This is a genomic window from Leptolyngbya sp. NK1-12 (genome assembly GCF_032598965.1).
Lineage (GTDB): Bacteria > Cyanobacteriota > Cyanobacteriia > Elainellales > Elainellaceae > Elainella.
The window spans coordinates 3,562,542-3,575,778 of the sequence record NZ_CP053586.1; the positions used below are offsets into that span (position 1 = coordinate 3,562,542).

A 13,237-nucleotide genomic window follows, 5' to 3' on the forward strand; every position below is an offset into this window, starting at 1 on the left:
TGATCAAAACTCGGATCAAGACTCGCTCATATATGTGAATCTGCCCATTCCCCTCGATTGATGCAAAATAGCTGACCTTAGCTTTAAGGCGACAGGCAAAACCAAACATAAAATGCAGGGCAGCAAATTGATTGATCGGCCTCAGTTGGCCTGACTGGCAACAGGTAGAAATGAGGCGAAGGCATCGTTTTGCCAGTAAACCGGCTTCCCTACGAGCAGAGCCATTACCGCCTCTGTTTTGATGTTGCGTTCATTGCAGATAGCCATATTGATGTTCCCCTAACTGCTTGTGGATTACAGGTTCAAACTTGGCCTAGCGCTGCAAACGCCAAATCACGATTACAGCCTTTTTCAGGCTAGTGAAGTATGAAAAACGGGGTGCAGGGGCACTGCTCCGGCGTGGGGGCGAAGCCTCCACATCCCCTGTACCTCACATGAGTGAAAAACGCTGTATCAGGGAATTATCAAAATAATTGATTCAAATTTGCCAATAGCATTCAGAATTAGAAATAGTATTATATACACCAACTACTGTGTGTAAGGATTGAGAGAATGGTTAGAGCGAATAAACGTTTGCCATCAGCTGTAAGTGTTTCCCAATCTGCCCTCAACAACGTCAGCTCCGTATTGCAAGGATTGCCAGAGAAACCCAGGGAAAATTGGTCTTTGCGAGAGGCGGTCGCCGTGCTTCAGGAGTCGATTAGCGCAGCCTTGGCTAAGGGATACAGCTACGAAGAAATTGCTAAGATGCTGAGCGAGAAAGGCGTTGAGATTTCTGCGTCTTCCCTGAAGAGCTACTTATCGGCAGCTAAGCGGCAAAAAGGATTGACGTCATCAAGAGGTAAGAGAACAGGGCGGCGAACCCAAAAGGTGCAAACGAGTGATGTCAGCATGAACGGCGCTGCAACTGCTGCAGTACTTGACACTAGCAAGGCTAGCCTGAGTGCGCTGAAGGCCAATTCCACCACTGCTGACATTGATCTACCAGTCAAGAAGCAACCTCGCCGCAAAACCCAATCTGCAACGACTCGCAAAACCGCAGCCAAGGCTAAGCCTGCTGCCAAGACCAGCACTCCAACTGTGTCGCGACCAAAAGCTGCTTCTAGGTCTACCAAATCAACCAATCAGAGCCGCAAGAAGAGCAGTTAAACAAGTGAATAAGGCTTGCCTCCAGATCCGCACCAGTCCTTAAGAGCATGGTTGCTACAACAGCTTGCTACAACAGCAGGGTAGGTTGTCTTATTTCAAGAGGGCAAACTGATCAAACTGAATGACTGACGATTCTGGTTGGCGCGTATCAAAGCGATAGCTACTAACAATCCCCGTACTAGTATCCAGAATGCTAAATGCGGTGATTTCGTTGCTGGCTAGATAGGGCTGCGGTTTCTGTAGCTCATTGATGACGGGAGCTAACGTTGGCATGACAGGCTGTAGGCCGTTGGGATCTCCAACTGCAATATATTGCTCGGTATATCCTGGCGGAATCGGGCGTTGATTCTCGCCGGTGAAGGCTCCATATGTATTACCAACATTGGATGACTCTAGAAAGTGCATTCCTGTTGGGCTGACAAAACGATTCCAGATATGGGAATGGCCGTAAAACACAAGCTGCACCCCAGCCGCTTCTAGCAGGGGCATCACGTCTCGAATCAAATAGTCGGCTGCTAATGGATATTCATAGCGGATAGCTGTGATAGTTCCGTCTGGCGTTCGCTCAATGGTTTGGATCGGGTCGGTGTAGGCTGGAACAATATTGTCTCCCAAAGAATGGGGTGGATGGTGAAACATAACCACCCGGTATTTTGCTTGTTGAAACGCTGGACTGTTTAGCTCTGCTTGTAGCCATGTGTATTGGGGACTGCCCGGAGTAATAGCCTCAAAGATATGTTGACCATATCCCCAGCGATCGGGCTGATTGAAGTCGGCGTCTCGTTCACGATAACGGCCTCTTGTCTCTGGCTCTAACCCCGGCATTCGCCAAATGTTGGTGACAAATAAAGAAATTAAGCGCACATCACCAATTGTGATTGCGTAATATTTCTTGCCGCCCGCACTCTCTGGCAGGGTAAAGATTTCTTCATAGCTATCGGTATTGAACGAGTTGTTCTTCAGCCAGTCGGCCTGTACGGCCGGGTCATTCACCGGATTGATCTGGGCCGCATTCTGGTTGTATCGCTGCTCAGCTGCCTGGCGTGGCACCGGATCGTTAAACTGATCTCCTAGCCCAGTTTCCATCGAGAAGCGGCCCATCACCTCATGGTTGCCAATCGCCGGAAACAGCGGAGCTGATTGAATGATTGCCCCACCGGTATAGCGGGTCTTCTGGCCATTGTGTTCCAACTCGTAAGCAGCACGGCCCTGCAAGCAGGGAAAAAAAGCATTGCCGCGACCGTGATCAAACCATTCCGAAGCGCGGTCGGCCACATCCACCAAATCACCAGCAAAAAAGACGGCATCAACCTGTCCTACGGTTTCCACCACCTTTTGCAAATTGGCGGGTGTCATGGGCTTTAACTGGTGGTCAGAGGTGAGCAGAATTTTGAGCGGAGTTCCGGCAGGCGGCAAGGCGGATAGCGTAAAGGAGCGGCTGGTAGCGGACTGTCCGTCTTCGCGCTGGCTGATAATTCGATAGGGGATGCGGGCTGCCGTTAACCCGATGATTTCTGCTTCATGTCGCCAGATATTTCGGTAGACCGGCTGTTGGTAAATTTGTCCCTCCTGCAATTGGGCACCGACAATGGATTGTCGGTCCTCTCGCATACGGCTGAGTTTTCGCGTGGTGGCAACGGCTTGTCGGTCAAAATCCTGTCCGTATTCCACCCGGTGGTTTGAGCCAGCAAATTCGGTGAACCAAACCACCCGGACGGAATTGGCCGTCGGTGCTTGCAGAAATGGATCGGTGAGGAACAAGGACACAGGCGGGGGAGCGAGCTGCAACAACCGCAGCAATAAACTACCAATGGCAATCACCACCAATACGCCAATCCCCAACAGGATGAAGTGACCATTGGAAGCATCAGCCAACCAAGAACGACGAGCAGAACGCGTAGGGGTAACTCCAGTTCGTTACAAGTAAGTCAGGCAACCGAATGTAGGATACTATGGAAGCTTCCTTCTAGTTCAACACAGATAGATGATCGTCTGGTTAAGAGGGTAGTTTCTGATTCGTTCGTACTGCTGGGGATTCAGTACTGAACCGAGCGAGGATTAAGCACAAAATCAGATTCTAGCTGCAAGTCCAAATCGGTTGCTGGATCGACAACAATGACTTCCACCCGTTCCCGATTGCGAATCAGCAGCGAACCGAGTGCTCCTACACCTGCCCCGCCTAAGACTTGCCAAAGTTCAACATTGCCAAAAATTTCTCCCAAAATTGAAGCGGCTACTGCACCAATAGCGACCCCTTGAAAAATTTCCGGATCCGAGCGGCGAGTGATAGTTTCGCGCCGAGTAATTACATCTGAGGTTGCCTCGATGGGGTAGCGTTCGCCGTTGTCTAAGACTAGCTCTTCCGCCACGAACTGGGTACCGCCAGAGGTGGGGCGCAGCTCACCGTTAATTTCGCTGCCAGCCGGGATCAGCACCGTGCCGCCCGCTGAGCGAATATCGCTAGCCACCGTTAGCGTCAACTCGGCTGTTTCTGTCGGTGTCACGACAATTTTGTCCCGTTCGTAGCTGGTAGGAATAATCGTGCCAGCTCGGATGATCGAGCGGTAGCCCCAACTATCAGGGACACGGCCTGGCGTGGAGCGAGGCGGCAGATTGTTGCGCCATTCGGGTGGAAAAACCTGGGCGATTCGATTGGTGTCAGCCGCGGCTACTGAGCGTGCCCACCCAAGCGGAGCCAATACAGAACCAGTCATTGCGAGTGCCAAAGCCAAGGCAGTACTGGACTGCCAACGCGGTGTGAGTTTCATAAACCTGATCTCTCCAAATGCTGAGCAGGAGTAGTTCAATCAGTACCCTGACCCGATTGAGTTCGTTCAATACTCCTATATAGTTCTGACTTTAACGCCAAACGGAAGTTCCGTGTTTAGCTAGCCTGCTTGAGCATCTAATTGAGCATCTAATTGAGCATTTCGTTGTGCATCTAAAACTAACTCCCGGCAGCCTTGTAATCCTAGAGCAGGATTAGCGCGATAGGATGACTCAGGAACCCAGACGCGAATTTGGCGGTTGGCCCCAATCGCATAGAGATACTCGACATCGGGATGATACTGCACCCCCACCCTGAGGTTAGAAAAGTCGTCTTCGCAAATTTCAAAGCCGAACCGGACCACAATTTGGGCTACCAGACATTCAGGCGTATCGCAGACTTCGCCGGAAATATCGCGCTCTTGCCAAAACGTATCGAGGAACCGCCTCAGGGTTGGTAAGACCTTTTCGGGCATTCCGTTGCGGCTGGCATAGATCAGGGCGGGGTTGCCTTCAACGATGATGTGGCAAGGGGTAGGCATCGGTTGAACTCCTCTGTAATGTCTTGCTCCTAAACCAGGACTTAGAAATGTATCTAATATCTGCTAATTTGTAACGTTGTTTAAGTTTCCCTTTGCAGTTTAGTCTGTAACTTTTGCGCTGACCGCAGGATTTGTCCAGCTAGAACAGCCGCACCAAAGCCGTTGTCAATATTCACGACTCCAACGCCAGCCGCACAGGAATTTAGCATCGTCAGCAGCGGAGCCAAGCCACCAAAGCTAGCGCCATAGCCAATGCTGGTGGGAACGGCAATCACCGGGCAGTCAGCCAAACCCGCCACCACGCTTGGCAGTGCTCCCTCCATACCCGCCACCACAATCAGCACATCGGCATCGAAAATCAACTGACGATTGTTCAGCAGCCGATGAATCCCGGCAACGCCCACATCCCAAAGCCGTTTAGTTGCAAAGCCGGATAGTTCGGCGGTGATAGCGGCCTCTTCGGCCACGGGTAAATCTGCCGTTCCGGCTGAAAGTAAGGTGACGGTACCCGGATAGCAGGGCTGCCAGTTGGGAGGTACAATCGCGCAAATTCGCGCCAGTTCGTAATACTGCAATTCGGGAATTCGGTAGCGCAACTGGGCATACACCGAAGGATCGATCCGTGTCGCCATCACAACCGGGTTATGTTGCCGCAGCACCTGGAAAATTTGCACAATCTGTTCGGGGGTTTTGTCCTGCCCCCAAATCACCTCTGGGAATCCAGTCCGCAGGGCACGGTGGTGATCAACCTTGGCAAAATCGGCGACTGGCTCGTAGTCAAAATGCTTCAGTTTATCAAAGGCGGTTTCTGGGCTGACTTCGCCTAGGGCAACAGCGTCGAGGAGATGGTGTAGGGCGGCTGACCTAGGGTCAGAGAAATCGGATTGAGACACGGCAAAAAAGAAGAATGAATGGTAAACAAGCTGCCGCCGCAGCGACATAAACGGAAAACTCCTAAACTCTATTGTGTATGCCTGGGGTAGATATGACCAAAAAGCTGGTCAAGTCGCTAGTCAAGTCGCTGGTCAAGTAGTCTGACCAAAAGTACCCAAGTGGGTAATGCTGTTCTTGGGCGGAGATTGCCAAAATCGGTTCTGTCCACCATTAAATTTGAGAGTTAGAGAAGAACCATATGGCAACCTACGAAAGCGTTTCTTCAGAAGCCTTGTTAGAAGCTGAACAAAAGCTGCATGCTGCTGTATCGAGCGAGGCTGAAACCTTGAATAGCGCTAATGACCGAATCGCAGCAGACTTCAAAGGTGATGCGGTTGAAAAAGGTGAATTTGAAGCAGTTACTGGCTTTGATCCGAGCCATGCCCTCAACGAAGGTCAGCAAGAAGATAGAGTGGCTGCCGCTGCCCTTGCCAACTTACCCGATGCGGCAACGACTGCTTATCTACAGGCCGAGACCGTCTGCGGCTCTGACGATCGGGTGCGAATCTCTCCGGCTACCAATCTTCCTTGGCGCTGGATTTGTAAGCTGTTTATCACTTTTCCTGATAATGCCCGCTTTGTGGGAACCGGCTGGTTTATCGGGGCACGCACCGTGATGACGGCTGGGCATTGCGTCTACAGCAAGGCGAATGGCGGTTGGGCCAAGTCGATTGAAGTGGTTCCGGGTATGGATGGCACCAGTCGGCCCTATGGTTCTCAGGTGGGTACATCATTCCGCAGTGTCTTGGGTTGGATCAACGATACCAAGCCCGAATACGACTATGGCGCAATCATCTTGCCAAACTGCGATCTCGGCAATCGAGTAGGCTGGTTTGGGTTTGCTGCCCTCTCTGATAATTCATTGAGAAACCTGTTGGTGAATACCTCTGGCTATCCAGGCGACAAGCCAGTTGGAACTCAATGGTTCAACGCTGGGCAAGTCAGCAGTGTCAACGATCGCAAAATCTACTACATGATTGATACGATGGGTGGCCAAAGCGGTAGCCCCGTCTGGCGTTTTCTAAATGGTGAGCGTCATGCTGTTGGAATTCATGCCTATGGTGGCTGCCCCAACAGCGCAACTCGCATTACCAACGAAGTGTTCAACAACATGATGGCGTGGCGCAGTATTCCCTGCTAGACGTATCCCCTACTAGAGTTGAGGGAATTAAGGGATACGATAGATAAAATTGGATCTAATTGTATCCCTTAATCATCTTTTAATATATAATTTTGTTCGCAATTTTTTACCTCAGACTTGGTTGATGAGGATTGGCTGAATGAAAATGAGCGGGCCATCTCGCGCCGTTTACTGGGTCGGCGTGATAGGGTTAGGAGTAATCTTGCTGGCCTGTGGGAACAATCGTTTTGAGCAGGCTGGTGGTCGTTCTACGGTTCAACGTTCTCCTTCTACTCCGGAGCCAACGGCTATGTCACCTTATAACCCCAGTCAATCGGTTTCGTCAGATGATGCAGGTACTATGCCTGCGGCTGTACTCGATCGGCAAGCGCTTATGATTGCAGGCAATATTGTTCAAATTATGGAAAGTTATCCGCTTCAGTTGATGGTGGAGACCAACGCAGGGCGCTACCAAGTCGCCCTATCAGAACAGACTCAAGTTACACAACAAGGTCAAACCATAGAGCAAACTCAGCTCAAAGTGGGAATGCAAGTCCAGATCGAAGGGCAAACCTCCAGCTTTGATGATCATGCCATGACTGCCCAGGTGATCCAAATTCAGTAGAAGAAGGTAAAAATGTAGGAGTCAGGAGTCAGGCTCTTCGCTATGCCTTCCACCTTCCATGATTCCCTTTTCGCCACCATCACCGAACTTGTACTCTGTCATTCACCCAGCGGTGCGGAAACCGAAATTGATCAGTGGCTGTTGCAGAAGTTTCAGCAGTTGGCCGTATCGGCTTGGTTGGATGAGGCGGGTAATGTGATTGCCAAAATTCCGGGACAGAGCCAGCGAGCGGTAGCGATCACGGCCCACAAAGACGAAATTGGCGCGATTGTGAAGCGGGTAGGAGCAGCAGGTCGGGTGGAAGTCCGGCGGCTGGGAGGAGCCTACCCCTGGGTGTACGGAGAGGGTGTCGTTGATTTGCTAGGCGATCGACAAACGGTGAGCGGGATTTTGAGTTTTGGCTCGCGGCATGTCTCCCATGAGTCGCCCCAAAAGGCACAACAGGAGGACCAGGCTGTGAAATGGGAAACGGCTTGGGTGGAAACCAAGTCTACTCAGGCCGAATTGGACGCGGCGGGAGTGCGACCAGGAACGCGGATGGTGGTGGGCAAGCATCGCAAACAACCCTTTCGCCTCAAGGATTACATCGCCAGCTACACGTTAGACAACAAAGCTTCGGTGGCAATCTTACTGGCTCTGGCAGAACGGGTAAAACAGCCAGCATTTACGCTGTACCTAGTGGCTTCATCAAAAGAAGAAGTGGGAGCGATTGGAGCACTCTATTTTTCTCAGCGTCAGGCGCTAGATGCCCTGATTGCGCTAGAAATTTGTCCGCTATCTAGCGAATACCCAATTGATGATGGCGTAGCCCCCGTGCTGCTGTCCCAGGATGGCTATGGATTGTATGACGAAGATTTGAATGCTGAACTGCGCCAAGTCGCGGTTCGACAGCAGATTCCACTTCAACTTGCCACCATTAGCGGCTTTGGTAGCGATGGCTCGATTGCGATGAAAAATGGCCATGTGCCTCGTGCAGCTTGCCTCAGCTTTCCGACCCAGAATACTCACGGCTATGAAATTGCACATCTAGGAGCAATCGTAAACTGCATCGAACTGCTGCATGCTTATTGCCAAGGGTGACAGCGAATGGTCAGTTTGAACGCCAACGCAGGACATAGCCCATAGGATAGATTTGCCTTAAAGTCCTGAACTCTTAAGTTGATTAAGTTTTGACCAGGGGAATGATAGACAAGGAGACAGCTCCAGTCATTTCCTCCTAGCTCAATCACCATGACATTGAATGACCTGTTGATGGCGGCGAATGGTTTGATCCCAACCTGCTATGTGACGATGGCAGCTTTGCTGCTAATGCTGTTTTGGTGGAGGCAGCCCAGGCCGTTTTTTTTGCTGGCAATCAGTTTGATTCTCTTTAATGGTGTTTTGGGATGGAGGGAGTATGGCCTGTTGCTCGTACAAAACCATTCGAATCAGGATCTTTTACTGTGGTTCACGTTAGGTTTAGATCTGATTACGGCAGGGCTGGCCGTTGGTGGAATGATGCTGTGGCGCTGCTATGGCGATAGGATAGCCCCCTTTCGGTTACCCCTACCTCAAGACCAGCTCACGATAGCTAATCAAGAGTTAGCAAGTGTCAAGACTAGGTTGGAATCCCTGTTAGCTCATACGGCAGAATTATCAGAAGCCAATCAACAGTTAGTTAAAGCAATAGAGGAACGCAAGCAAGCCGAGGCAGAGCTGACCCAACGGAATCAAGAGCTAGAACAATACGCCCATCAGCGCCTTACCGACCTGCGTCAAGCTAATCTATTTTTGCAGAGTCAGGTGATCGAACGCCAACAGGCAGAATCAGAGCTGCGGCAGTCCCAACAGCTTTTGCAGCTCGTGATGGATAACATTCCCCAGTTAATTTTTTGGAAGGATCACAATTCGGTTTATCTGGGCTGTAACCAAAGTTTTGCGGTTGCCGCTGGTGTGAGTTCGCCTCAAGATGTTGTGGGTAAGACCGATTATGACTTGCCTTGGAAACCGCAAGAAACCGAGTGGTTTCGTCAGTGCGATCGGCGCGTGATGGAATCAGATAGGGCCGAGTTGGGCATTGTTGAACCAATTCTGCAAGCAGATGGGGAGCAAGCCTGGATGGAAACCAATAAAGTTCCGCTGCATGATAGTGCGGGTAACGTGGTTGGGGTTTTAGGTACTGCTGAAGACATTACCCACCGCGTCCAAGCCGAATTGACCCTAAAGCAACTCAACGAAGAGCTGGAACGCCGCGTTGAAGAACGCACCACGGAACTGCGTCAAGCAATTGCTCAGCTGGAGTATGAAATCAAAGAACGCCGAGAAGCCGAAGCTGCACTCAGGCAGAGTGAAAAGCGCTTTCAAAAGCTGACGGCCAGTGCTCCGGGATTGATCTATCAGTTTCAGCTTGATCCGGATGGTTCCTATACTTTTCCCTATCTTTCTTCCGGTTGTCACGACATCTACGAAATTGAACCAGTCGCAGCGCAGTGCGATCCCTCCTTGCTGATCGATTCTGTGCATGAGGATGACCGCCAAATCTTTTTTGACTCAGTGTCTCAATCGGCTGCAACCCTACAAACCTGGGAATGGCAAGGCCGGATCATCACAGCGTCTGGACAGCTCAAGTGGGTGCAGGCTGTTTCGCGTCCAGAGCTACAGGCTGGAGGAGTAATTTTGTGGGACGGTTTACTGATCGACATCAGCGACCGTAAACGAGCCGAAGAAGCACTGCGCCAATCGGAAATGCGGCTGCGGCACCAAGCCGAACAGCTAGAGCAAACCCTACAACAACTGCGACGCACCCAGGCTCAACTGATTCAGAGCGAAAAAATGTCGAGTTTGGGCCAACTGGTGGCGGGCGTAGCTCATGAAATCAACAATCCGGTGAACTTTATTCACGGCAATTTGGCTCCCGCCAGCGAATATGTCCAAGATTTGATGCAGTTGCTCAAAGCCTATCAGCGGCATTATCCCGATCCAACTCCGGCCTTGCAACGCCAAATCGAGACGATCGATCTTGAGTTTTTGCTGAGCGATTTGCCCAAGCTTCTGGAATCCATGCAAACCGGTACCGAACGAATTCGTAACATTGTTCAATCGCTGCGAACCTTCTCGCGTCTCGATGAAGCGGAACTCAAGGACGTGGATTTGCACCTCAGTTTGGACAGCACCTTGATGATTTTGCAAAATCGCCTCAAAGCCAAACCAAAACGACCCGCAATCGAAATCGTTAAGCGCTACGGCCAGTTGCCGTCAGTCGAGTGCTACGCCGGACAGCTCAATCAGGTATTCATGCATATTTTGAATAACGCCATCGATGCGCTAGAAACGGGTTACCAACAGGTTGAAGAGATTAACCAATCGAATGCCCTAGCAATAACGACTTTAGCTAAACCCACGATTACGATCACAACCCAGGCTAGCGATGAAACCGTGACGATTCAAGTTGGCGATAACGGCATCGGCATGAGCGAGGAAATTCAGCAGCGGTTGTTTGACCCATTTTTTACGACTAAACCCGTGGGTAAAGGTACTGGTATGGGCTTGGCAATCAGCTATCAAATTGTGGTGGAGAAGCATGGTGGCCAGCTTCAGTGCATTTCAGCGCCGGGGAAAGGCACAACCTTTATACTGACTATTCCAGTCAACCAAGCTGCCAATCGGTTTCAGGTTAATTAGTGAGGAGTCCTGATTTTCCGCCGCTCCGCTAATTGGTACATCAGGATTCTGAATCCGAATTCAAATTAGTCCCCAATTGAGTCCCCAATCCAAATTGGAGAAAGACAGTTGTGGAATCGCCTGACCCAAGCACAGAAAAACCCTGAGCGAGTCAACCCATCCCGATCGACTCAATCGACTTAAGTTGCCTTAGTTGACCGGTTGGCTAGCCCTCTGCTTGTGCTCTGGTCTCCTCCCGCAGTTTGGCTTGTCGCATCGCCCTGTTTTGTAGCGTCATGCGTTCTAAGCTGATAGCTGTGCCTCCCAGAGTCACCAGCAAAATTCCAACAATTTGCACCAGCTTTAGCGTAGTCAATTCTCCCGGTACGAGGAAAAAGGCGAGCAGAGCAGTAAGGATTGGGGTGCTAGCCGCAATAATGGCGGCACGGGCTGCCCCAACCGCTCGGATGCCAAAATGATTCAAAGCATAGCTGCCTACGGTTAGCGCCCCTAGGATCGCACCGCCGATCATCAACTGCGTCCAATTGGTGGGCTGCTCCTTAATGCCGAGCACAATCAAACTAAAGCTACTCAACACAAACAGAGTGGCAAACTGGATCAGGCTAACTGGAATCGGATGCAGTTTGCGAGCGCCAATTTGCATGGCCGTCAGGTAGAAGGTAAAGGTGAGGGCGGCGGCCAAACCAGCAATAATTCCGCCCATCGAGGGAGTTGCAGCCATCAGCAGTGGATAGACGGCCAGCACCGCCCCAATCAAAATCGCCGCTATGATGCCTAGTCGCCTGAGTGTGATCCGGTCTGCAAACAGCAGCCAGCCGAGCAGTAAGCTGCCAACCGGATAAACAAACAGCATTGCTACTCCAACTCCTGGCCCAGTTTGCCCAATCGCAATGTAGAGCAGCACCTGCGACAGAAATAAGAAAATACCGCTGCCAATTACCCCCCAGAGCGTTCGCCGATCCTTAGAGCGAGAGAAGGCCCGCACGTCCCGCAGGGTAGAGGGATGCAGGTAGCTGGCTAGTCCCACCATAATCGGCACCACCACCAGCATCCGAATCCACAGCAGCAGGGTAGCATTGCTGAATGTATCGAGGTTGAGGTAGCCGCCAATCGCCTGTTGCCCAAACAACTGACTCGGATTACCGATAATGCCTACCACGACATAGTGCAGCGACATCACAACTGCAGACAGCAGTACCAGCACCAGCCCAGTTTTAATGCTGACACGCCGCCCCCGGCCTGAACGAGAGACGGCAGGCTCTTCCGGTTCTGGCTCCGGTTCAATCACACCAAAAGGATGCTCATCAGCGCGGCTGGTGGCTGAAGCGGTAAGGGCATCACTCCAGTGGGAGGTTGGGCTTGGGGGAGATGCGGCTCGTGAGCCTTGCTGAACGAGGGACGATGAGGATGATGGGGAAGAGATGGGGCGGGAGGTGCCTAGGGAGAAGGTGGGTTCGGGTGGGACGGCTAGATTAGCAGGTGGACTGATTTCTCTGGGCGGAAAGTTGGGTTCCAATGCAGGACGCTGACTGCCTTGGCTACGGGCTTCGATCTGGAGTTGTTGACTGAGGCGTTTGACTAAAACCTCTAGAATCGCTTCACCCTGCTGCCCTAGGGTATGCATCCGTTCGAGCTGCTGAGCCAGAGAGCTTTGGTAGCTATTGATATCGTGGCGGAGGGAGGCAAAGGTGCGATCAATCGTTTCGTCTAGCGAGGCTGCCATGCGGTAGGACTGATCGGAGTTGACTGCCGGGATCTGGGGCAGATTGCCCTGATACGCTCCCAGCGTTTGATTCAGCCGTTCGTTGAGGGCGGTTTGCAGGTGATTCGCCAGAACTAAGGCCAGTTGCTTGGCCCAGGCCTGCTGCTGCGCTAACTGCTGCCGCGACAAATCAATCTCATGCTGCGACTGCAAGCTCTGCTGCTGGGTCTGGAGCTTCTCGATGTCGTTGAGCAGACGGGACTTTTCAGCCTGGAGGCGGCTAATGTCCTGATTCAGCTGGGTCAACAAATCTTGCTGCAAAATGCGCAGATCTTGAGTGACTGAACGCAGCAGGGCTTCTGCCGTTGGATCCTCTGCTGGCCGGTTGATGGAGCCATTGGTTTGGCTGGTTTGATTGGCTTGGTTTGGGTTTGATGAATTATCCAGTCGCTCCATGAGCGTGCAACCTCTGCTTTTAATCTGCTTTTTTAAATGAACCGCCCCAAATCGACTTTGCCCAGTGGTGTTAGCCAGTACCTTTACTCAGTGACTTTACCCAGCAACTCTACCCGATCTGGATAGGCCCAACTCAATCCTGAACTGAGTGTGACAGCGCGTAACCGTGTAGGACGGGGCAAACCTGATTTCGGCAAATGTCAGTATCAGATGACAGTGATGATATCTCTAAAGTTGAAAATTGGATGGCTTGATTGGCAAAATTGGCAAATTTCCCAATTGGG

At 51.4% G+C, this 13,237-nt stretch carries 11 protein-coding genes; 5 read left to right on the plus strand and 6 right to left on the minus strand.

Translation table 11 applies throughout. The features are described from left to right. Positions 1 to 141: 141 nt before the first annotated feature. Complete coding sequence (locus HJG54_RS14995) at positions 142 to 267, minus strand: hypothetical protein (protein ID WP_316429614.1); 126 nt, start codon at positions 265 to 267, stop codon at positions 142 to 144. 306 nt (positions 268 to 573) lie between these two features. Here HJG54_RS14995 and HJG54_RS15000 point away from each other — a divergent pair, with 306 nt between their 5' ends. Then, positions 574 to 1,149, plus strand: a complete 576-nt coding sequence (locus tag HJG54_RS15000) for a hypothetical protein (RefSeq protein ID WP_316429616.1) — start codon at positions 574 to 576, stop codon at positions 1,147 to 1,149. Between the two features lie 90 nt (positions 1,150 to 1,239). Here HJG54_RS15000 and HJG54_RS15005 read toward each other — a convergent pair whose 3' ends face one another. The 4 genes from HJG54_RS15005 to larB all read right to left on the minus strand — a co-directional run bounded on the left by HJG54_RS15005 (position 1,240) and on the right by larB (position 5,398). After that, positions 1,240 to 3,024, minus strand: coding sequence for a metallophosphoesterase family protein (locus HJG54_RS15005; RefSeq protein ID WP_316429617.1), 1,785 nt, complete (start codon positions 3,022 to 3,024; stop codon positions 1,240 to 1,242). Positions 3,025 to 3,185: 161 nt separating this feature from the next. Then, positions 3,186 to 3,917, minus strand: coding sequence for a hypothetical protein (locus HJG54_RS15010; protein ID WP_316429618.1), 732 nt, complete (start codon positions 3,915 to 3,917; stop codon positions 3,186 to 3,188). A 120-nt stretch (positions 3,918 to 4,037) separates the two neighbouring features. After that, positions 4,038 to 4,457 carry a histidine kinase gene (locus HJG54_RS15015; protein ID WP_316429620.1) on the minus strand — a complete coding sequence of 140 codons (420 nt, stop codon included), beginning with the start codon at positions 4,455 to 4,457 and terminating at the stop codon, positions 4,038 to 4,040. A gap of 80 nt (positions 4,458 to 4,537) precedes the next feature. Then, on the minus strand, positions 4,538 to 5,398 hold the full coding sequence (larB, locus tag HJG54_RS15020; RefSeq protein ID WP_316429622.1) for a nickel pincer cofactor biosynthesis protein LarB: 861 nt from the start codon (positions 5,396 to 5,398) through the stop codon (positions 4,538 to 4,540). Between the two features lie 191 nt (positions 5,399 to 5,589). Between larB and HJG54_RS15025 the strand changes: the two genes are divergently transcribed. The 4 genes from HJG54_RS15025 to HJG54_RS15040 all read left to right on the plus strand — a co-directional run bounded on the left by HJG54_RS15025 (position 5,590) and on the right by HJG54_RS15040 (position 10,795). After that, entirely contained in the window at positions 5,590 to 6,531 is a 942-nt protein-coding gene (locus tag HJG54_RS15025; RefSeq protein WP_036006175.1) for a trypsin-like serine peptidase, read from the plus strand. Positions 6,532 to 6,670: 139 nt separating this feature from the next. After that, complete coding sequence (locus tag HJG54_RS15030) at positions 6,671 to 7,135, plus strand: hypothetical protein (RefSeq protein WP_316429624.1); 465 nt, start codon at positions 6,671 to 6,673, stop codon at positions 7,133 to 7,135. 42 nt (positions 7,136 to 7,177) lie between these two features. Continuing rightward, positions 7,178 to 8,215, plus strand: a complete 1,038-nt coding sequence (locus tag HJG54_RS15035; protein WP_316429626.1) for a M42 family metallopeptidase — start codon at positions 7,178 to 7,180, stop codon at positions 8,213 to 8,215. A gap of 150 nt (positions 8,216 to 8,365) precedes the next feature. Next, a complete protein-coding gene (locus HJG54_RS15040) occupies positions 8,366 to 10,795 on the plus strand; it encodes an ATP-binding protein (protein ID WP_316429627.1) in 2,430 nt (809 codons plus the stop codon). A gap of 205 nt (positions 10,796 to 11,000) precedes the next feature. Here the strand turns inward: HJG54_RS15040 and HJG54_RS15045 are convergent, their stop codons facing one another. Beyond that, the gene (locus HJG54_RS15045) at positions 11,001 to 12,953 is read right to left on the minus strand and encodes a DMT family transporter (protein WP_316429628.1); all 1,953 of its coding nucleotides are present in this window, start codon (positions 12,951 to 12,953) and stop codon (positions 11,001 to 11,003) included. Between the last annotated feature and the right edge of the window lie 284 nt (positions 12,954 to 13,237).

Excerpts from the sequence above, each read along its gene's own strand:
- HJG54_RS14995 (WP_316429614.1), bottom strand. The coding sequence starts at position 267 with ATGGCTATCTGCAATGAACGCAACATCAAAACAGAGGCGGTAATGGCT.
- HJG54_RS15010 (WP_316429618.1), bottom strand. The coding sequence starts at position 3,917 with ATGAAACTCACACCGCGTTGGCAGTCCAGTACTGCCTTGGCTTTGGCA.
- HJG54_RS15015 (WP_316429620.1), bottom strand. The coding sequence starts at position 4,457 with ATGCCTACCCCTTGCCACATCATCGTTGAAGGCAACCCCGCCCTGATC.
- larB (WP_316429622.1), bottom strand. The coding sequence starts at position 5,398 with ATGTCGCTGCGGCGGCAGCTTGTTTACCATTCATTCTTCTTTTTTGCC.
- HJG54_RS15025 (WP_036006175.1), top strand. The coding sequence starts at position 5,590 with ATGGCAACCTACGAAAGCGTTTCTTCAGAAGCCTTGTTAGAAGCTGAA.
- HJG54_RS15030 (WP_316429624.1), top strand. The coding sequence starts at position 6,671 with ATGAAAATGAGCGGGCCATCTCGCGCCGTTTACTGGGTCGGCGTGATA.
- HJG54_RS15035 (WP_316429626.1), top strand. The coding sequence starts at position 7,178 with ATGCCTTCCACCTTCCATGATTCCCTTTTCGCCACCATCACCGAACTT.
- HJG54_RS15040 (WP_316429627.1), top strand. The coding sequence starts at position 8,366 with ATGACATTGAATGACCTGTTGATGGCGGCGAATGGTTTGATCCCAACC.
- HJG54_RS15045 (WP_316429628.1), bottom strand. The coding sequence starts at position 12,953 with ATGGAGCGACTGGATAATTCATCAAACCCAAACCAAGCCAATCAAACC.